Source organism: Solibacillus sp. FSL W7-1464 (assembly GCF_038004425.1).
In the GTDB taxonomy this organism is placed as follows: Bacteria; Bacillota; Bacilli; order Bacillales_A; family Planococcaceae; genus Solibacillus.
Genome location: NZ_JBBORC010000001.1, coordinates 1750697 through 1770018 on the forward strand (window position 1 = coordinate 1750697; position 19322 = coordinate 1770018).

Consider the following 19322-nt stretch of genomic DNA (forward strand, 5'->3'; position numbering starts at 1 on the left):
TCGTTAGCTAGCGGGGAGATAAATTATGGATTGGCAATATTTCAGTGAAGTATTACCACATTACAAAATGGCACTTTGGCTAACGGTAAAGCTTGCTACAATCGGGATTTTCTTTGCGGTAATTGTAGGTGTTATTTGCAGTGTCATTCAATACTTCAAAATTAAATGGTTACATCAAATAGTTCAAGTATATTTGGAAATTGCTCGTAATACACCGCTGTTAATCCAGTTATTTTTCCTGTATTTTGGCTTGCCGAAAATAGGCATCACGCTCAGTGGCGAAATGTGCGGAATTATCGGATTAACTTTTTTAGGTGGTAGCTATATGGCAGAAGTTATCCGATCTGGAATGGAGGCAGTTTCGAAAACTCAATTAGAAAGTGCAAAGGCATTAGGGCTGAGTAATATGCAGTTAATGCGTTATGTCATTATTCCACAGGCAATTTCATATAGCGTGCCAGGTTTGGGTGCCAATTGTATTTTCTTAATTAAAGAAACATCTGTATTTAGTGGAATTGCGATTTTAGAGCTGACTAATACAACAAAAAATTTAATGGGAATCTACTACAAAACGAATGAAGCTCTTTTCATGCTCGTAATTGGTTATTTAATCATTTTACTTCCTCTTACATTCTTCTTAATGTGGTTGGAAAGGAGAGTGCGAAATGCTGAATTCGGGGCTTAATGTCCTTTTTGAAGGAATAAATTTTCTTCGCTTATTAGAGGGGCTTGTTCATACGTTACGTATTGCTTTTATAGCAGTTATTATTTCGCTAGTGATGGGGACGATTATTGGGGTTATCAGAACATCCAATAATAAGTTTGTTCAGTTTCCATTTAAAATTTATTTAGAGTTATTTCGTATTATTCCAATTCTAGTCTGGCTTTTTGTCATTTATTATATTGTACCGGTAAACTTCGATGTGGAATTAAGTGCAGAAACAGTTGCACTCATCGTTTTTAGTTTATGGGGGGCAGCAGAAATGAGTGATATTGTGCGCGGTGCAATTATTTCATTGCCTAAACACCAGGTGGAGTCAAGTAAAGCATTGGGTCTTGGGAAAATTCAAATGTACCGTTATGTACTGGTGCCTCAAGCTGCAAAACGTTCGATTCCGCCGATAATCAACCTTATTACACGTATGATTAAAACTACAGCATTGCTAACGATGATCGGTGTAGTCGAGGTGATTAAAGTAGGGCAACAAATTATTCAAGTGAATAACACTGAATATCCGACAATTTCGTTTTGGATATACGGAGTGATATTTTTGTTATATTTTTGCATCTGTTTTCCATTATCACGTATTTCGCGAAATCTGGAACAGAAATGGGCGATGTAAGGAGTTGGACATAATATGGCAGAACAAATGCCGATTTTACAAATTAATGGCCTTGTCAAAAAATTTGATGACAAAGTCGTCTTAAATGGCATCGACTTGCACGTTGAGCAAGGGAAGGTTATTGCAATTTTAGGGCCGTCTGGTTGCGGGAAAAGCACATTTCTACGCTGTTTAAACGGGCTGGAGGAAGTGCAGAGTGGTGAAATTATCTTTGAAAACCAAAATCTTATTAAAGAAACTTCCAGATGGCGCGAAGTACGCCAAAAAATCGGAATGGTTTTCCAAAGCTATGACTTGTTTCCGAATTTAACGGTGATGGAAAATATTTTATTGTCTCCTACGAAAGTGCAAAAACGTTCGCGACATGAAGTTGAGGCGCAAGCAAATGAGCTGCTTGAACGAGTTGGACTGGCGGATCGTGCAAATGATTATCCGCGCCAATTATCTGGTGGGCAAAAACAACGAATTGCAATTGTCCGTGCACTTTGTATTAACCCGGAAATTATGCTGTTTGATGAAGTAACCGCTTCTCTTGATCCAGAGATGGTACGGGAAGTATTGGATGTTATCGCGCAGCTGGCCAAGCAGGGTATGACAATGCTTATTGTGACACATGAAATGAATTTTGCAAATCTAGTAGCGGATGAAGTGATATTTATGGATAAAGGAAAGATACATGAACGAGCATCTGCGAAGGATTTTTTCTCAAATCCTAAAACGGAGCGCGCCAAGCAATTTTTGAATATATTACAATTTTAGGAGGAGAAAAATTGAAAAAGATTTATTTATTCTTTTTTGTGGGGATATTAACTTTAGTATTAGCTGCATGTAGTGGTGATAATGAGGCAGTATCAGGTAATGCAACATCAGAAACAGATTCAGCAATTGATAAAATAAAAGAGCGTGGCACATTACGTGTAGCAGTATTTAGTGATAAACCGCCTTTTGGTTACGTTGATTCAAATGGTGACAACCAAGGCTATGACATTTTACTAGCAAAACGTGTTGCGAAAGATTTATTAGGTGATGAGTCAAAAATTGAGTATATCATTACAGAGCCGCAAGCACGTGTTGACTTATTAAAATCAGATAAAGTAGATATTGTTTTAGCAAACTTTACAGTAACACCAGAACGTAAAGAGCAGGTTGATTTTGCCAATCCATATATGAAAGTAGCAGTAGGTGTTGTGTCACCGGAAGGGTCGCAGATTACCTCGGCAGAACAATTAGAAGGTAAAAAACTAATTGTCCCAAAAGGTACCACTGCAGAAACATACTTCATGAAGAATCACCCTGATGTGGAGTTAGTTAAGTATGACCAAATTACAGAGGCTTTTGAAGCGTTAAAAGATGGTCGTGGTGATGCATTGGCACAAGATAATGCACTATTATTCAGCTGGGCAAATAATAATCACGGATTCGTAGTAGCACTGCCAACATTAGGTGAACAAGATTACATTGCACCAGCAGTTAAAAAGGGCAACAAAGATCTATTAGATTGGTTAAATAGTGAGCTTGAAACATTAGGCTCTGAACAATTCTTTACCCAAGCATATGAAGAAACATTGAAGCCAGCATTCGGTGATTCAATTAGTGCGGATGAAGTAGTAGTTGAAGGTAAGACAGAATAAGTAACATTTCCTATTCTAATAAAGCCTAGAGAAATTACAAAACTAGGTAAATTGAAGAAGCTACTGTCTGTATTTTACAGAAAGTAGCTTCTTAATTTGGGTTTAAATAAAGTACTTCTTTTAATTCACAAAATGTTTCTCTTCCTCTGGAGATAAATAATATTATGTTAAATTAATTGTTATGTAGCTATTTACAAAGGAATAATCTCAAGAAAATAGCTGAAAATCCGAACGATTAACTTTAATCTAATAAAATAATTCGTTTTTAGGTTGACAACGCTTTCAATGTTTTGTAAAGTAACAGATGTCGAATGATTATTATAAAAAACACGAAAAATGTTCGTATTTAGGAGTGTAGTGAAATGATAGATACAGTATTTGATTATGAAGATATTCAATTAATCCCTGCAAAGTGCATAGTGAAAAGTCGTACAGAATGCGATGCAACCGTAACTTTGGGTAATCATACATTTAAACTTCCGGTAGTTCCGGCAAATATGCAAACAATTATTGATGAGAAATTAGCAGAAAAATTAGCTGCACAAGGCTATTTCTATATTATGCACCGTTTCCAGCCAGAAAAGCGTGTACAGTTTATCCGTGATATGCAAAGTAAAGGCTACATTGCATCGATTTCTGTCGGTGTAAAAGATGAAGAATATACGTTCATTGAAGAGTTGAAAGATGCTCAGCTTGTACCGGATTATATTACGATTGATATCGCACACGGTCATTCAAACCAAGTCATCGAAATGATCGGCCATATTAAAAAGCATTTACCGGACAGCTTTGTTATCGCAGGAAATGTCGGTACGCCGGAAGCAGTACGTGACCTTGAAAATGCAGGTGCGGATGCGACGAAAGTTGGGATTGGCCCAGGTAAAGTGTGTATTACAAAAATTAAAACAGGCTTTGGTACAGGCGGCTGGCAGTTGGCAGCACTTCGCTGGTGTGCAAAAGCAGCTTCAAAGCCGATTATCGCGGACGGCGGTATTCGTACACATGGCGATATTGCCAAATCAGTGCGCTTTGGTGCATCCATGGTGATGATCGGTTCACTTTTTGCTGGTCATGAAGAATCACCGGGTCAAACAGTGGAAATCGACGGCAAACAAGTGAAAGAATACTTCGGTTCTGCATCTGAGTTCCAAAAAGGCGAGCGCAAAAACGTTGAAGGCAAGAAAATGTATGTCGACTCAAAAGGTTCGATTTTCGATACGTTAACTGAAATGGAGCAAGATTTGCAGTCATCCATTTCATATGCGGGCGGGAAAACATTATCTGCGATCCGTAACGTTGATTACGCGATTGTTAAAAATTCAATTTTCAATGGCGATAAAATTTAATTTTATACAGCCTGCTTAAAAAGTAAGCTAGGGCTGATTTCAACATCATTACGCTGAAGTGAAATTTAAATTTTCTGATAATAACTGTTGACATTTTATTTCATTGCCGGTAAACTTCATTTCAAGGTAATATCTAGGCAATGATTGGAAGTAGTAAATAGCTTGTATACTTTTAGAGAGCCAGTGGGTGGTGCAAACTGGCAGATACAACTGTTGAACTCGTCCATGAGCTACGACCTGAAGTTACAGTAGGGAAGTCGGAAGTCTCCGTTAACAGACAGGCAAACTATTTGTCATTAAGTGGAATGTTTCAGTAATGGACATTCAATTTAGAGTGGTACCGCGAGTTTAACCTCGTCTCTATGGAATTCTTCATAGGGGCGAGGTTTTTGTTTTTATTCACTGTTTTAAAATCTATTTTGAGAAGAAAAGGGGAAATGAAAATGAGCAGAAAAATTTGGGTTTTTGATACGACATTACGTGATGGTGAGCAAGTGCCAGGGGCTAAGCTGAATTTATATGAAAAAGTGGAAATTGCCCAGCAGTTAAAAAAGCTCGGTGTTGATATTATCGAAGCCGGATTCCCAGCATCTTCACAAGGTGATTTTGAAGCGGTAAAAGCTGTGGCGCAAAAGGTTGGCCAAAATTCGAATATGATGATTACGGCACTTGCCCGTGCTGTAAAAGATGATATTGATTCTGTATATAATGCAGTCAAATATGCAAATAATCCAATGATCCATATGGTTTTAGGGACATCCGATATTCATGTGGAGAAGAAGTTCAGTAAATCGAAAGACCAGATCCTGCAAATCGGGGTAGATGCAGTAAAATACGCGAAATCGTTACTGCCGCAAGTACAATATTCAACGGAAGATGCATCCCGCTCTGATTTTGAATACCTTTGGAAAACGATTGAAGCGGTCATGAAGGCCGGCGCTACGATGATCAATGTACCGGATACAGTCGGGTATGCCGAGCCGGAACAGTGGGGCGAGATGATTGCGAAGCTGAACGACCGAATGAAAAACCTGGACGATTCCGTACTGCTTTCAGTTCACTGTCACAATGATTTAGGTATGGCGACTGCCAATACGTTAGCGGCGGTTAAAAATGGTGCCGATAAAATAGAAGTGACGATGAACGGTATAGGGGAACGTGCCGGAAACGCGGCATTAGAAGAAGTCGTTATGGCGATTAAAACACGCGGTGATGTGTACGATGTGTTTACAGATATTAATACGAAGGAAATTATGAATACGTCTCGCTTAGTGTCAAGCTTTATGGGACTGGATGTGCAAGTAAACAAAGCGATTACAGGTGATAATGCTTTTGCCCATTCATCGGGTATTCACCAGGACGGCTTACTGAAATCACGTGATGCATATGAAATCGTTCATCCGGAAGATGTAGGACTAGACGATATGGAGCTTGTATTAACAGCACGCTCTGGACGTCATGCAGTGAAAAATGCGCTGTCTAAACTTGGTTTTGATGCTTTCACGGACGAGGAATTTGAAGGTATTTTTGAAAGCTTCCTGAAACTGGCCGATTCGAAAAAAGAAGTTTACAACCATGATTTATATGTCATTGTTGAAAGCTACTACGAAAAAACAGAGAAAAACAATCCAAATAAGGAATCTTACTCTGATCAGTTTTATGATATTGAAGATTTACAGATTATTTCAAACGCTGCCTTTCCGTCTGCCAGCGTAAAAATCCGCCGCGGGGAAGATGTTTTCAAATCAAGTGCGGTCGGCTCCGGTCCGATTGATGCCCTATATTCAGCCATTGCAGATGTTACAGGGATCAAGGTAAAGCTTGTCGAGTACAACATCAGCTCTGTATCACGCGGCCAAGAGGCATTAGGAAAAGTAAAGATCATTATCGAATACGGTGGAGAAAAATATATCGCAAAAGCAGCAGATACTGATATTTTAAAAGCTTCTGCAATGGCTTATATTAATGCGGTAAACAGCGTCATCGTCGCAAAAATCGCTCCGCAGCCCGTAACTACGACAGCTACAGTATAAATAGGTTGAAATGAAAAATATATGAAAATTACAGGCAATCCAAATTTTACAACATGTAAAGTTTGGATTGCCTTTTTTAGTTGCAATGTTCCTGTTATTCTTCACCCGCAAAAAAATAACCGTACCTGAACCAAAAAAAGTAGTGCCCTTGACGAATCAAATGGCACTACTTCATTAAAACTATATTATTTTTTGAACTGTTCCATTAATAGACGGTAGCTGTTCAGACGCTGATCAATCGTATATAAATTACAGTTGATCATCGCTTCATCAAAACCGTAATATGCCTGTTCTTCTTTAATCTGATTCGCAACATCCTCGGCAGAACCGATCAGCATTAGCGGACGGTTTTGCTCCAAAATCATTTTATCCATCTCGGTAAGCGGATAGTCATTTGCTTCTTCAGGAGAAAGCACAGTGAGGAGCTTGCCGCGCATTAAGTTCAGACGGGTAATTTGCATCGGCATCGATAAGTATTCCGCTTCTTCCGCCGTTTCAGCTACACTGATTGCATAGGTCGTAATAATTTGCGGCTGTTCCATAAAGTATGATGGCTGGAAACTGTTGCGGTACGCATCAAAAATTCCTTTAGACATTTGTCCATTGAAGAACTGGGCAAAGGAATAGCCGACACCCGCTTCACCGGCTTTTTTCGCACTTTGTCCGCTTGATCCAAGCAGCCAGCTTTGCGGCAGCTGAACTTTGAAAGGAACGGCTACAACATTATCATAAACATCTTCACCTGTGCGCTGTTCATTCATTAAACGTAAAATAACTTCAAGTTTATCATATTGTTCCGTCAAGTCCGGTCTGCGTCCACTTGCAAGTGCAGTCATTGCCGGCATATCCCCGCCAGGAGCGCGGCCTGCACCGAAATCGATACGGCCTGGTGCCAACGCGGCCAATGTTTTAAATACTTCCGCCACTTTATATGGAGAATAATGCATCATCATAATGCCGCCCGTTCCGACACGGATACGCTCTGTTTTCGCAGCAATATAGGCAGCTGTTACTTCAGGAGCGGAGCTGGCAAGTGAAGTTGTGTTATGGTGCTCTGCAAACCAGATTCGTTCATAACCGTGCTCATCACCAAGTTGGGCAAGCTTCACTGCATTAGCTAGTGCTTCAGTTGATGTCATGCCTTTGGAAATAGGTACTTGATCTAATATACTAAGTTTCATTGAAATTCACCTCAACTGTTCGTTACAGTTTACGATAACGAATTGAAAGGCAAATGTAAAATTATTGGCCTCTCGTATAGGCCTTAATGATCGCAAGCCGTTCGCGAATACGTGATTTTGTGTTGACGACTTTTGGGGTAGGGGCTGCCACAACATCCGCCTTTAGACCAAGTTTTTGGGCAAGGATTGTCGCGCGTTTCAGGTGGAAATCATTTGAAACAATCGTGATGCTCTTTGTATTTTCGGGCAACAGTTTTTTTGCGAACAACAGATTTTCATAAGTCGTTGTAGACTGATCTTCCAATAAAACTCTCTCTCCAGCAATTCCATGTTCGATTAAATAGTCAGCCATGACCGATGCTTCTGTACGATCTTCATCAGCACCCTGCCCACCTGTAACAATCGCTTTTACGGTAGGATATTTTTGAAGGTAATCCACTGCCGCATCTAAACGGTTTTTTAATGACTGGGAAGGGATGCCGCCAGGTTTCACTTTTGCGCCTAAAATGACAACATATTCATTGGAACCGTCTGCCTCATTTTTTAACGCTGCATTCATTTCATAGTCAAGCCAATAGAAAATTAACACGAGTATAAGTAGAATAAATAATAGTGCAAAAATAATTCTTTTCAAAAAAATCCCCCCTTTATGTAGTATACGATGCATAAAGGGGGAATGTTTCGCTATGGCGGAAGAATTATGTAATAGCTTCTTTTTCTTCCCGAATGACTCTGCGCTGTTGTCGTACTTGTACGGACAAGTAGTTGATATAGCGGATTAAAACGTAAAATACAATAATTGCGGAGAATGTTAATTGAAAGTAGAAATACGTTTCCAGCCAACTTGTCGACATCCCGTTTTGCCCGAAATAATGAATGACACCATAAGTGGCAGTAGCAGAAATAACTAACGGGAATGTGAAGGCAGCATAGCTTGGATAAAAAGGCAGCTGCAATGCGCCCGGTAATTTCGATAGTACCAATAGATATAATATTTGCGCGACGATGAATAATGTCAAAATAATCCCGAATTGACTTTCAAACTGCTGGAAATAAGCCGCTAAACTGATCGATACGGGGGCGGTTAAAATCGTCAGCATCGGAATCGTAGGCTCCGGCAGATCTTTTCTAATAAATACACGGAAAATAAGAATCGGCACTAACACAATGAATGCACATATCGCAAAAATGACAATCGCTCTTGTGAATACGCCTGAAAGATCACTCGCTGTCAATGGCATAACGGCGGTTCCGACAAACAGAATAAGCCAGCTTGGATAAATATCCGAAATCGCAATGCGCTTTTTCCAAATAAACGTTCGAATAAAATAAAAGATAATAAAGATTTGAGTCGTTGCAGCAAGAATCCAGATCATATGTATAACGAACCCACTAACACCGTAATAGTGCAACCCGCTGCTTATCGATAAAGTACCCATCGTAAAAGTGGGGGATACTGACGCAATGATCGGGTTTTGCATTTCTGCAAGGATACTGGAAAACGCAAAAATCAGTTTTCCGATGACTAATAGAAATAAAAAGATTCCTGTAAAAAAACAGACGTGGCCGAAAGCGGCTTTGTCCATACTTAAAAATAAATTTCCCAATGATACCAGTCCGAGCATAAGCCCGCTGATTGGAATTGGGACGACTTGAAATAAATTTCTCACAATGGCCTCCAACATATAACAATAATGTGCACAATCTATGAAAATATTCATAAAATGTACACATTATTTCTATTAACTCTATTCTACTGCGTAATTTTTAATCCGACAACCGCAATAATAATAAACGAAATAAATAGAATTCTCTTCCAGTCTTTGGATTCGTTATAGATAAACATCCCTACAAGTGTGCCGCCGACCGTACCTATCCCTGTCCAAACGGCATAGGCAACCCCCATCGGCAATTCTTTCATTGCCAGTGAAAGGAGAGAGAAACTGAAAATAAAAGAACCGATCAGAAACGCATAGGAACCGATAGACTTTTTCTGGGCAACTTTGTTCATTCCGATGACACCGCCGACTTCAAAAAGTCCGGCAAAAATTAAATAAACCCAAGCCATTATGCATCCCTCGTTTCTTCCGGTTCATTTGAAATAAGTTTCAATCCAATGACGCCTATTAGTAATAATCCAATAAAGCCGATTTTCGTAAAGCTGAACGGCTCGTTGAAAATGACCGTTTCCGCGATGACTGTACCGGCTGTACCAATTCCTGTAAATACCGCATAAACAGTAGCAACAGGCAGCTTCTCTGTTGCGATGATTAAAATATAAAATGATACAACGATCAATGCGGCCACTCCGACCCATAGCCACACTGTATTTGCATATTTCAGTCCCATTGCCCAGACAATTTCGATGATGCCTGCCAATAGGACGAGTATCCAGTATTTTGTCATGATGTCTACACCTCAGCTCTTATTCCTCTGTAAAATATTGTCCATCCCGCCTGCAAACGTTTTTCACAGCGTTCACTGCCACCATAAAGCATTTCGACATAAAGACTATCAAGCAATGCCAAAAAGCCGATTGCTGCTTCATTCGCTGAAACGGACAGTTGTTGTTCTTTTAAATAATCCGTGAAAAGCTTTTCCAATTCATCCAAATAAATGTACGTCTGCACACTTAACTGCTGTTCCAAATGCTGCGGCATCAAGAAAATCGAGCGCATGAAAAATTTGGTTTCTGAAATAGTTTCAAAGCGCTGCTGAAAAGACTGCAGAAATGGCAGCAATACTTTTTCGACAGGAAGTTGTTGATGTTTTGCGATAAATTCTTCTGCAAATAACAGCTCAGCTTCCATTGCCTGTTTTGAAATCGATAAATAGAGCGCATCTTTACTTTTGAAATACGTATAGATCGATTGTTTCCGTATTCCAACCTCTTCCGCGATCTGGGCCAGTGATCCGCCGCTGTAGCCGTGTTCGCTGAAATTAACCAGAGCGGCCTGGATGATTTTCTCTTTCGTCACATTATCACCTTCCTGACGTTCGTAAGGTAAGGGTAACAAAAATTAATTGCGAATGCAAACGAGTTGGATTACAGTGGTTAAAAAGAGGTGAGGACATGGAACGTTGCAGTTGGGTGAAGCTGGATGAACCGATTTATGTGAAATACCATGACGAAGAGTGGGGCGTACCCGTTTATGACGACCGGAAGCTGTTTGAAATGCTCTGTCTGGAAGGGGCACAGGCAGGCTTAAGCTGGTTGACGATTTTAAAAAGAAGAGAGGGGTATTTGGCGGCATTTGACCAGTTCGATGCTGAAAAAATTGTATATTACAGTGAAGAAAAACTTGAAGCTTTAAGAAATGACGAACGCATTATCCGCAACCGGCTGAAAATCAAAAGTGTCGTGACGAATGCCGAGAGCTTTTTGGCGATCAAAAAACAATACGGCTCATTTTCTGACTATATTTGGTCCTTCGTCGACGGTAAGCCGATAATAAATGCATGGGCATCATTCGAACAAGTACCGGTAACGACCGAAATAAGCGACCGCATGAGCAAACAACTGAAAAAAGACGGATTCAAATTTGTCGGCAGTACAATCTGCTATTCCTATATGCAGGCAGTTGGCATGGTGAATGACCATACAACGAATTGCCACTGTTTCAAAAGGTAATGCTGTTTTTTAAAAATCTACCGGAAGCCTTCAATCAATAAAAATATCCCCGAAAATAAGTTTTGGGGATACTATGTTCTATTAAACCTATATGGGAGGCAGAGGCTGATCTGCTCTATCAGGACAATACTTACAATGTGGGTCACTACATTTCGGTTCCGTCCAGCTGTTACATTTCGGGCAAATATATGTATCAAAATCATCATAATATACTAAATTAAATTTGCATTGCGCACAAAATTGCTCTTGTTCGATTTGACCGTAAAATTCCAATTCGCCTATTAGTATTTTTCCGTTAGATTCTAGTATTTTCACATCAGCACCTCGTTTCTATTTTAAATGATTAGTGCATTTTCTCTCCAAAAAATTTTTTGGAATAAACGCCTTCTTTTATTTCGCCTTCCTTAAACTATGGATTCATATTGTAGCGGAATTAAAGCAATAAATTTTGAACAAGAGAAACAGTTATGATAATTGCTGATAAAGTTCCTGCGGATATTAAAGTTACCATCTTTCTTCTATTGATCTCTTTTGAGGGTTTTACAGCCTCATTAGATACAGCAATCCATATTATAGTTGAAATTATGGCTAATACTATTACGGCTTCATTGGTCATGTTGCTTCCTCCCCGGTAATCTTAGTTCTTTATCGCCTGTTCTACATATGCTAAGAAATTATTATAGTTGGACTTGCCGTCAAAATATTGCTTCACTTCATAAATGGGGCACAATACGTTTGCTCTGGTGAGAAATCTTTAACAATGCCGTATAAAATTTCTTATTATTTTTAATTAGTTCAGGTTTCAAGAAAAACACAGTTCCCACCTCATCCCAAATCTGACCTGTTGACCCCAATTATATCAGTTATACATAAAAAAAAGACAAAACATATTAGTCGCGCTAAAAATGTTTTGTCTTTTCTCTTTTTAGATTTCCTTTACTTCACAAGCATCGCAGGGCATTTGACGCGCTTCATCACTTTATGTGATACGCTGCCCAGCACCATTTCCTGCAGACTGTTTAAGCCGCGGCTTCCGATCACTACTAAATCGACATTTTGCGTGTTGGCAAATTTGATGATTTCAGGTCCTGGTGAGCCGTGAATGATTTCCACTTTATAGCGGACTTGATGCTCGTTGAACAGTTCCTCGATCGGCACGATTTTTCGACGGCGTTCCATGTAGAGACTTTCGTTGGAGCTTGAATGCAATACATCCGTTTTCGCTTTTTCCATATCAATGATAAAAATAATCGTCACCAATGTTTCAGCATTTATTTGGGCTATTTTTACAGCTTCTTTTGCCGCACGTATCGAGTTTTGTGAACCATCAGCGGCCAATAAAATATGTTTATACATAAGCCACCTCCTAATCGATTAATGTCGAACCGGTTAACTTCTTCAACAGCTGTCTACTTGACTCATCAATATTCAAGTAGGTTACTTCTATATTTTTCGCTTTCAACTGGTCTTTCACCTTCATTAAAGCGCCGATTGCCGAGTCATCCCATACTTTGCATTGTGAGAAGTCGATGACAATTGATGAATGCTCGTTTTGAACCGTTTTGAAATAATTAATAAAACCTTCCGTCGAAGCGAAGAATAGTTGCCCTTTGACAAAATATGTTTTCCCTTGTTGTGAAATACTTACACGGGAAATTTCGTTGACGAAAAACAGCGCACTGACAATAATACCGGCGACAACACCTAATGCTAAGTTATGTGTATAGAGGACAACCGCAATTGTCAGAAGCATAACAAACACATCTTTTTTCGGTGCTGTCACAGCATATTTGAATGATTGCCAGTCAAATTGGGTAATACATACAACAACCATTACACCGGCAAGTACCGGCATTGGAATTTGAACGACATAATCACCCAATACGAGTATTAAAAACATTAGAAATACCCCGGCAACAAAAGTCGAAAGTCGGCCGCGTCCACCGGATTTTACGTTAATAACGGATTGTCCGATCATTGCACAGCCGGCCATCCCACCAAAGAAACCGTTAATGACATTGGCGATTCCTTGACCGCGCGCTTCTTTATTTTTATCGCTTTCCGAAGCCGTCATATCATCCAGAATCGATGCTGTCAGTAATGATTCGACCAATCCGACAACTGCCAGAGCCAATGAATACGGTAAAATAATCATCAATGTTTCAAAATTGAACGGAATATCCGGAATTAGAAATGACGGCAAGGATTGTGTAATTGTCCCCATATCTCCGACTGTATTCAAATTGAAGCCCGAATAGATGGCTACGGCCGATAAAATAACTACGGCAATAAGCGGTGCAGGGATCCCTTTAATGACAAAAGGAATGGCGTAAATAAGTGCGATCGTCGCCAGCAGGAACACCCATGTAACGAAGTCGCCGCCGATAAAGTGCGGTGTTTGGGCCATGAATACTAAAATCGCCAATGAGTTAACAAAACCGATCATGACCGCATTCGGAATAAATTTCATTAATCGGGCAATTTTCAGCATCCCGAAAATGATTTGGATAATTCCAGTTAAAATCGTTGCAGCGAGTAAATACTGCAGTCCATGATCTTTTACAAGCGAGACGATCACGAGGGCCATCGCTCCTGTTGCTGCGGAAATCATCGCAGGACGACCGCCGACAAAGCTGATCGTTACAGCGATTACAAATGAGGCATAGAGTCCGACCATCGGATCTACACCGGCTAAAATAGAAAAAGCAATTGCTTCAGGAATGAGGGCGAGTGCGACAACAAGTCCTGCCAGCACATCTGAGCGCACATTTCCTAACCATTGCTCACGGATAGTGTACATATAGTGTGTAGCTCCTTTTAAATATTCTTCTACTATAATAGCACGCAAATCATGCCCGGCAATAGCAACATTGTGATGGGATTTAATTTCCATATTTAAATTCCCATGTGTTATTACCTAGTATTCACTTTATTGATTAAGTATGAGGAACCAATTATTTCGATTTTCGTAATTACTTCACCACAAGAAAATCACTGCGTTTATAATAGAATAACAATTGTTTGTAAAGGAGTGACCCGTATGACTGAGCGATTCGGCGAACAGCTAAACAACTTTGATGAACAGAATCCGTTGGAACAATTAATTGAACGGTTAAAACCTTTGCATAGTATTCTGTCACGAAATCATTATGTAAAAGATACGACAACCCGTTTAAAACAAATTATAGGTGATGCAGAAAGCCAGCCAATCGTGCTCTTTATCGGAAAAGAGCGGGTTGGTAAAACGACAGTAATCAACAGCTTAATCGGCAGAAATCTGCTGGAAGACCACCCATCACAACAGACGAGGACCCATACATTTTTAAAGTATGGTGATGAGGAATATATAAAAGCCGTTTTTTTAAATGGGATGGAAGTAACCTTTGATATTGTCAACCTCTCGCTATTCACCATTTCCAATACGGAAAGTGCCCAAATCATTCGTAAGCATCTGAATTATTTGGAAGTATATATAACATGTGAACTGTTAAAAAAAGTGACCATTGTCGACTCGGTGGCGCTGGAAGCAGACGTCAGCAATACAGCCTACTTTTCACCAGCTCTATTACAGCGTTGTGATGAAGTATTCTGGGTATTGCAGGCGGGTTCACCTGCAACAGATGCGGAAGTGAATTTTATCGAAAAGCTGAACAAAAGGGGGATTACTGCCCATCTCATAGTAAACGGGATTGACCGGGTAGATGGTGAAGTGGAAACCTTCCTTGAAATGGAAAAAGAACGTTACGGCTACTTTATCGGAGAAGATGTTCCGGTATCGGCTCTAAAGGCACAGGAAGCCCGGCAGACGAACAATACACAGCTGCTCATTGATTCCCGCCTTACTCAGCTGTCACAACTGATGTTCCAGTTGATTGACAACAAGCAAAAAAAGACGCGCCATATAACGGAGCGATTTATACAGTGGCTGGAACGTCTCTGTGTGGAGATGAATACAATTCCTGCAAGAGAGCCGTATGTATCGGCGTTTGAATATGTCATACAGCATCAAAATGATTCTTCTATTGATGCAGCCCAATTTCAACAGGATAGAGCACTCATTCCCTCTCTTGAGAAACAATATGAATCGGTCAGTAAAGTATTCAAAGAAGTACAGACGCTTTTTCAGCTGTTACAGACTTTGGAAAACCATACCTATTTACGTGATCCGTTCGTCGATATGTATGAGGAGATGGCGGGGCTGTATCAAAAAAATGTGCGTGATTACCGGAAATTGCATGTAGAGTATACGATGGAATATGGACAAATTGAAAAGCAGTTCAAAAAACAAACCGGGATGGCGCTTGCATTACCTTTTGAAGAGAGCGAGCTTACACCACTTCTGCTGGAGCAAATCCAAACGTTGAATAATATCCATGCACATTGTGAAGAGAAGCTGATGTTTATTAAAAAATACGAACAATATGTACTGGAAAAACTGGACTCAGTACAAAGTCGTCTGAATGAATTGGCGGAAAATCGGCTATCAACAATACACAATCAGATAGATGAATTGGAAGCGCAACGGGTTCGTGGACAGTCCTACATGACAGCCTCTGTAAATAAGCTGGCGGAATTCAGCTGCATGGCTGAAGCGCAGAGCTTTTTAAAAGATGCGATAGAACCACTTTTATTGGAAAGAGTGCTGCCGATTAAAAAGCAGGAAGAAGCATATATAAGGCAAACGATCGATCGTATTGTAACGGTGGATTTCACATATGAAGCACCAATTGAAGCAGAACCGGATGAAATGTTGTCACAGCTGAATTTGAACGGGAAATACCGGTTGTTTGAACTGCGTTTAACCGAAGAGGATATTGTATCGGATATTCCGGAACTGCCAGAAAAAATCGAAATCTAAATAAATGGCTGCACGGGATTTTTATCTCGTGCGGTCATTTTCTATGTATCGAAGTGGCTGTGATTCCCTTATAAACGATAGCCTTTCCAATATAACGATTTTATGAGAAAATTGTACTCGCAGAAAGGAAGTATTTAAATGAATACAATTTTTAAACCTCATGATGAATGGGAACCATATATTGATATCGATCAACATGGTAAATTAACTTTATCCAATATAGAGTTTACAACAACGAACTTATGTAATATGAGATGCTCGCATTGTGCAGTAGGATATACGTTATTAACGAAAGAATTACCCGCCATTCCGGCAGACGAAATTATTCGTAAACTGGATGAGGTTGAAACATTACGCACAATGAGTTTTACGGGTGGGGAACCGCTATTGACGAAAAAGGGCATTAAGGATAACCTGTTACCGCTGTTGAAATATGCGAAAAGCAGGGGGATTAAGACTCAAATTAACTCCAACCTCACTTTACCGATGTCCCATTACGAACTGGTTGCACCTTATTTGGATGTTATGCATATTTCCCACAACTGGTGCGATGAAAAAGAATTTGTTGAAACAGGATTCGCGATGATGGAAAAAACACCGTCAGTTGAATATAGAGGGAATTTATATCGCAATATTTTTGATAACGCAAGAGAACTGTCAAAAGGCGGCATGTTCGTTTCCGCAGAAACAATGCTGAACCGCAACACGGTGCCATTCATGGAGAAAATCCATCATGAAGTAGCAAATGAAATGCTGTGTAAACGTCATGAGATTCATCCGATGTACGCCAGTGATTTTGCTGAAAGTTTAGAGACGATCGGCTTGGATGAATACCGAACAGTTATCAATGATATCCTTGATTACAGAAATAAAGATATTTGGGTTTTATTCGGAACATTGCCATTCTATCCGTGCAGCCGGGATGAGCGTGATATCGCATTAATCAACCGAATCAATCATGCAGCGAATACAACAATGAGAAATGATGTTGACGGACGCTCAAGAATGAATCTCAATATTTTCTCAGGAGATATTTCGGTTACCGATTTCTCGGATGACGGTCAGGCGTTCGGTAATATTAAAAATGAATCGTTAACTCAAATTTACAAGAGATGGCTAGATTCAAATATTTCTAAATCGATCAATTGTCATTGTCCAGCGGTGAAGTGCCTTGGGGCGAATGTGATTGTTAAAAATATGTATTATCCTGAAACTGAATTTGTCAGCGGGATTGTGAAATAAATAAGTTATAAATAGAACAATCTATCCAAATTCGGGTAGATTGTTTTTTTTTTGGTCGGACCACATTAAAAAACTACCTGCAACTGAAAAAGTCGCAGGTAGGAAGTTCATTAGCTGATTTCATCCAGGTTTGATGAGATTTCGCTGTTATTTTCACTGTAAAATTTTGAACCGAACGAGTTGTCGACCATTGTTTCGGACAGATAAATTTTCGAGAAGTTGACCGCCTGTATATTGAAGTCAAACTTCGCATTTTGAATAATGCATTTCGAAGCATGAAGAACCGACTTGTTTTGTACAAATATATCGGATTCATGCCCCTCGATAATCTGTGTGGCGTTCAGCTCAACTGAAGATTCGGAGTCGATCCATATCTGCGAATACATATGATTGGAAATGAATGTATCCTGAATTAACGCCTCTGCATGGTTTTCGATAATTAGACCGTTTCGTTCACCTTCCATCAGCTCGCTGTTCTTTAACACGAGCGAACTGTCATTGACAACAATTTGCGGCATTTTATGACAAGATATTTGACTATCAATAATATGGACCGATGTATCTTTCATTGCCACAATCCCGTTTGTTTCACCACAGCTTATTTTGGAATGCTGAATGGTCGCCTTCGTATTGCCGACCATTTCAATTTGAATTCCAGTACCGTCTTTTACAACGGATTCCGTTACTTCCAGTTGACATTCATCCATGACAAAAATACTTTTTCCGCCGATTAGTTCACTTTGGTAAATCGTCACCGTACTGTTATTTTTCCCGGCAATATGCGCCAGATCATTATGGTTGAAATGGCAGTTATCCAAAGAGGCTTTCGCATGATTGACCGCTAAAATACCATTGCCTTTATTATGGTGAATCGTCGTATTTAAAAGGAAGAGTTCTGCCTCCATCACCGTTAGCGCAGCGTTTTTATGTCCTGTAATCGTACTGGAAACAATTGAACAAGAAGCCCCTTTTTCTGTATAAACCCCAATTTGTTTTCCTTCCTGAATTGTCGCATCTTTTAATGTACAAATGGAGTTTTCGGTAATGAACAGTTGCGGCAGCACATTGTACGCAAACACCGTACTGTTGAAGTTTGCAATTGATTTTTCTTTAATGTGAATGCCGACGCCTTGGCAACTGTACACTTCACAATTTGTCATATTAAGTAATGACTCGAGCATTAACTGGACATTTGCGATTTTATGGGAAGCGATCAATGAATTTTCGATCATTGCTTCCGAACAGTCCCGTAAAATAATGCCGGATTCATTGCCGTATTGTATTTGGCAGTCTGCCACGTTCAGGGAACTTCTTTGCATCCAGATTTGCGGAAGGTGATGGTGCTGAATGGAAGTTTTCGTTAAATGAATGTTTGAATGATCTGATGCATATATACCATTACCTTCGCCATGCATTAGTTCGCAGTCTTTCATTTCCAATAAAGCATGATCCTGAATAATGAGCTGTGTGCCGGAATGATGATGGACTTTCACGCGGGTTAAATAAGCTTTTGCGTGTGATTTGACCCATAGTGCCTGATTCGCCTTTGAAAGTGTACAATCCGTTAAATGAAGAGTTGAGTTTTCCGCTAAGATGTGGATTTTTTTATTGTTTTCAAAATGACAATGTTCAAAATGGGCGGCACTATTGTAGATCAGTGTGACGGCTGCATCCGTTGCATCCATGAAGGCCGTATTTTCACATTGTAATGTTCCACCGTTAAGTGCCAGCAGTACGTTGGTACGTCCACCCTGAATAACGCAGTTTTTTAATATGATTTTGCCTTCGACGTAAATTTGCGTTGTAGGTTGTATCGTCATGTTTTCAAATGTGACTGTCGCTGAATCAGCAATCACGATGGCCCCTTTTATGCATACGGCAGCATTGTTTTGTGCTGCCACTGTTCTGTTTTCCTCAAAAGTTAACGTTTCTTTATATATCCCGGACGCAACGGTAATTTCATCATTGCTTGTCGTTCGTTGCACAGCTTTTTGAATTGTTTTAATTCGTGAAAAAATTGAAGATGACACTCTTACTGACGCCATACGATTCCTCCT

At 39.9% G+C, this 19322-nt stretch carries 19 protein-coding genes and 1 other annotated feature; of the genes, 9 read left to right on the plus strand and 10 right to left on the minus strand.

The window, feature by feature from the left end; translation table 11 throughout:
• Positions 1-25 precede the first annotated feature (25 nt).
• The 6 genes from MKZ25_RS08505 to MKZ25_RS08530 all read left to right on the plus strand — a co-directional run bounded on the left by MKZ25_RS08505 (position 26) and on the right by MKZ25_RS08530 (position 6353).
• Positions 26-685, plus strand: coding sequence for an amino acid ABC transporter permease (locus MKZ25_RS08505; protein WP_340801129.1), 660 nt, complete (start codon positions 26-28; stop codon positions 683-685).
• On the plus strand, positions 666-1343 hold the full coding sequence (locus MKZ25_RS08510) for an amino acid ABC transporter permease (protein ID WP_340801130.1): 678 nt from the start codon (positions 666-668) through the stop codon (positions 1341-1343). Before MKZ25_RS08505 ends, MKZ25_RS08510 begins: the two co-directional genes overlap by 20 nt.
• Positions 1344-1358: 15 nt before the next feature.
• Positions 1359-2102, plus strand: coding sequence for an amino acid ABC transporter ATP-binding protein (locus tag MKZ25_RS08515; protein WP_285848760.1), 744 nt, complete (start codon positions 1359-1361; stop codon positions 2100-2102).
• An 11-nt stretch (positions 2103-2113) separates the two neighbouring features.
• Positions 2114-2974 carry a cysteine ABC transporter substrate-binding protein gene (locus tag MKZ25_RS08520; RefSeq protein ID WP_340801131.1) on the plus strand — a complete coding sequence of 287 codons (861 nt, stop codon included), beginning with the start codon at positions 2114-2116 and terminating at the stop codon, positions 2972-2974.
• A gap of 365 nt (positions 2975-3339) precedes the next feature.
• Positions 3340-4320 carry a GMP reductase gene (gene guaC, locus MKZ25_RS08525; protein WP_340802993.1) on the plus strand — a complete coding sequence of 327 codons (981 nt, stop codon included), beginning with the start codon at positions 3340-3342 and terminating at the stop codon, positions 4318-4320.
• Between the two features lie 131 nt (positions 4321-4451).
• Positions 4452-4685, plus strand: a binding site (T-box leader).
• A 78-nt stretch (positions 4686-4763) separates the two neighbouring features.
• Complete coding sequence (locus MKZ25_RS08530; protein WP_340801132.1) at positions 4764-6353, plus strand: 2-isopropylmalate synthase; 1590 nt, start codon at positions 4764-4766, stop codon at positions 6351-6353.
• Positions 6354-6538: 185 nt separating this feature from the next.
• On the opposite strand, the gene MKZ25_RS08535 is transcribed toward MKZ25_RS08530, so the two are convergent.
• The 6 genes from MKZ25_RS08535 to MKZ25_RS08560 form a co-directional block, all read right to left on the minus strand.
• Positions 6539-7534: an LLM class flavin-dependent oxidoreductase gene (locus MKZ25_RS08535; RefSeq protein WP_340801133.1), complete on the minus strand. Its 996-nt coding sequence runs from the start codon at positions 7532-7534 to the stop codon at positions 6539-6541.
• 61 nt (positions 7535-7595) lie between these two features.
• On the minus strand, positions 7596-8168 hold the full coding sequence (locus MKZ25_RS08540; RefSeq protein ID WP_340801134.1) for a YdcF family protein: 573 nt from the start codon (positions 8166-8168) through the stop codon (positions 7596-7598).
• A gap of 64 nt (positions 8169-8232) precedes the next feature.
• Positions 8233-9204, minus strand: a complete 972-nt coding sequence (locus MKZ25_RS08545) for a TDT family transporter (protein WP_340801135.1) — start codon at positions 9202-9204, stop codon at positions 8233-8235.
• 83 nt (positions 9205-9287) lie between these two features.
• Positions 9288-9602 carry a DMT family transporter gene (locus MKZ25_RS08550; RefSeq protein WP_340801136.1) on the minus strand — a complete coding sequence of 105 codons (315 nt, stop codon included), beginning with the start codon at positions 9600-9602 and terminating at the stop codon, positions 9288-9290.
• Complete coding sequence (locus MKZ25_RS08555; protein WP_340801137.1) at positions 9602-9940, minus strand: DMT family transporter; 339 nt, start codon at positions 9938-9940, stop codon at positions 9602-9604. The genes MKZ25_RS08550 and MKZ25_RS08555 overlap by 1 nt, the downstream gene beginning before the upstream one ends.
• Positions 9941-9945: 5 nt before the next feature.
• Positions 9946-10512, minus strand: coding sequence for a TetR/AcrR family transcriptional regulator (locus MKZ25_RS08560; RefSeq protein WP_340801138.1), 567 nt, complete (start codon positions 10510-10512; stop codon positions 9946-9948).
• A 95-nt stretch (positions 10513-10607) separates the two neighbouring features.
• Between MKZ25_RS08560 and MKZ25_RS08565 the strand changes: the two genes are divergently transcribed.
• Positions 10608-11165 (plus strand): DNA-3-methyladenine glycosylase I, encoded by a 558-nt coding sequence (locus MKZ25_RS08565; protein ID WP_340801139.1) that lies wholly within the window; start codon positions 10608-10610, stop codon positions 11163-11165.
• Positions 11166-11598: 433 nt separating this feature from the next.
• On the opposite strand, the gene MKZ25_RS08570 is transcribed toward MKZ25_RS08565, so the two are convergent.
• From MKZ25_RS08570 to MKZ25_RS08580, 3 genes are all read right to left on the minus strand, one after another.
• On the minus strand, positions 11599-11781 hold the full coding sequence (locus MKZ25_RS08570) for a hypothetical protein (protein ID WP_340801140.1): 183 nt from the start codon (positions 11779-11781) through the stop codon (positions 11599-11601).
• A gap of 320 nt (positions 11782-12101) precedes the next feature.
• Entirely contained in the window at positions 12102-12521 is a 420-nt protein-coding gene (locus tag MKZ25_RS08575; RefSeq protein WP_340801141.1) for a universal stress protein, read from the minus strand.
• A gap of 10 nt (positions 12522-12531) precedes the next feature.
• Complete coding sequence (locus MKZ25_RS08580) at positions 12532-13965, minus strand: SulP family inorganic anion transporter (RefSeq protein WP_340802994.1); 1434 nt, start codon at positions 13963-13965, stop codon at positions 12532-12534.
• Between the two features lie 240 nt (positions 13966-14205).
• On the opposite strand from MKZ25_RS08580, the gene MKZ25_RS08585 reads away from it, so the two are divergent.
• Together MKZ25_RS08585 and yfkAB are read left to right on the plus strand one after the other, a co-directional pair.
• Positions 14206-16023 carry a dynamin family protein gene (locus tag MKZ25_RS08585; protein WP_340801142.1) on the plus strand — a complete coding sequence of 606 codons (1818 nt, stop codon included), beginning with the start codon at positions 14206-14208 and terminating at the stop codon, positions 16021-16023.
• Positions 16024-16161: 138 nt separating this feature from the next.
• A complete protein-coding gene (gene yfkAB, locus MKZ25_RS08590; protein ID WP_340801143.1) occupies positions 16162-17265 on the plus strand; it encodes a radical SAM/CxCxxxxC motif protein YfkAB in 1104 nt (367 codons plus the stop codon).
• Between the two features lie 110 nt (positions 17266-17375).
• Here the strand turns inward: yfkAB and MKZ25_RS08595 are convergent, their stop codons facing one another.
• A complete protein-coding gene (locus tag MKZ25_RS08595; RefSeq protein ID WP_340801144.1) occupies positions 17376-19310 on the minus strand; it encodes a right-handed parallel beta-helix repeat-containing protein in 1935 nt (644 codons plus the stop codon).
• Between the last annotated feature and the right edge of the window lie 12 nt (positions 19311-19322).

Bases quoted from the DNA above. Each gene is read 5' to 3' on its own strand.
- MKZ25_RS08505 (WP_340801129.1), top strand. From the start codon at position 26: ATGGATTGGCAATATTTCAGTGAAGTATTACCACATTACAAAATGGCA.
- MKZ25_RS08510 (WP_340801130.1), top strand. From the start codon at position 666: ATGCTGAATTCGGGGCTTAATGTCCTTTTTGAAGGAATAAATTTTCTT.
- MKZ25_RS08515 (WP_285848760.1), top strand. From the start codon at position 1,359: ATGGCAGAACAAATGCCGATTTTACAAATTAATGGCCTTGTCAAAAAA.
- MKZ25_RS08530 (WP_340801132.1), top strand. From the start codon at position 4,764: ATGAGCAGAAAAATTTGGGTTTTTGATACGACATTACGTGATGGTGAG.
- MKZ25_RS08535 (WP_340801133.1), bottom strand. From the start codon at position 7,534: ATGAAACTTAGTATATTAGATCAAGTACCTATTTCCAAAGGCATGACA.
- MKZ25_RS08550 (WP_340801136.1), bottom strand. From the start codon at position 9,602: ATGGCTTGGGTTTATTTAATTTTTGCCGGACTTTTTGAAGTCGGCGGT.
- MKZ25_RS08555 (WP_340801137.1), bottom strand. From the start codon at position 9,940: ATGACAAAATACTGGATACTCGTCCTATTGGCAGGCATCATCGAAATT.
- MKZ25_RS08565 (WP_340801139.1), top strand. From the start codon at position 10,608: ATGGAACGTTGCAGTTGGGTGAAGCTGGATGAACCGATTTATGTGAAA.
- MKZ25_RS08570 (WP_340801140.1), bottom strand. From the start codon at position 11,781: ATGACCAATGAAGCCGTAATAGTATTAGCCATAATTTCAACTATAATA.
- MKZ25_RS08575 (WP_340801141.1), bottom strand. From the start codon at position 12,521: ATGTATAAACATATTTTATTGGCCGCTGATGGTTCACAAAACTCGATA.
- MKZ25_RS08580 (WP_340802994.1), bottom strand. From the start codon at position 13,965: ATGTACACTATCCGTGAGCAATGGTTAGGAAATGTGCGCTCAGATGTG.
- MKZ25_RS08585 (WP_340801142.1), top strand. From the start codon at position 14,206: ATGACTGAGCGATTCGGCGAACAGCTAAACAACTTTGATGAACAGAAT.
- yfkAB (WP_340801143.1), top strand. From the start codon at position 16,162: ATGAATACAATTTTTAAACCTCATGATGAATGGGAACCATATATTGAT.
- MKZ25_RS08595 (WP_340801144.1), bottom strand. From the start codon at position 19,310: ATGGCGTCAGTAAGAGTGTCATCTTCAATTTTTTCACGAATTAAAACA.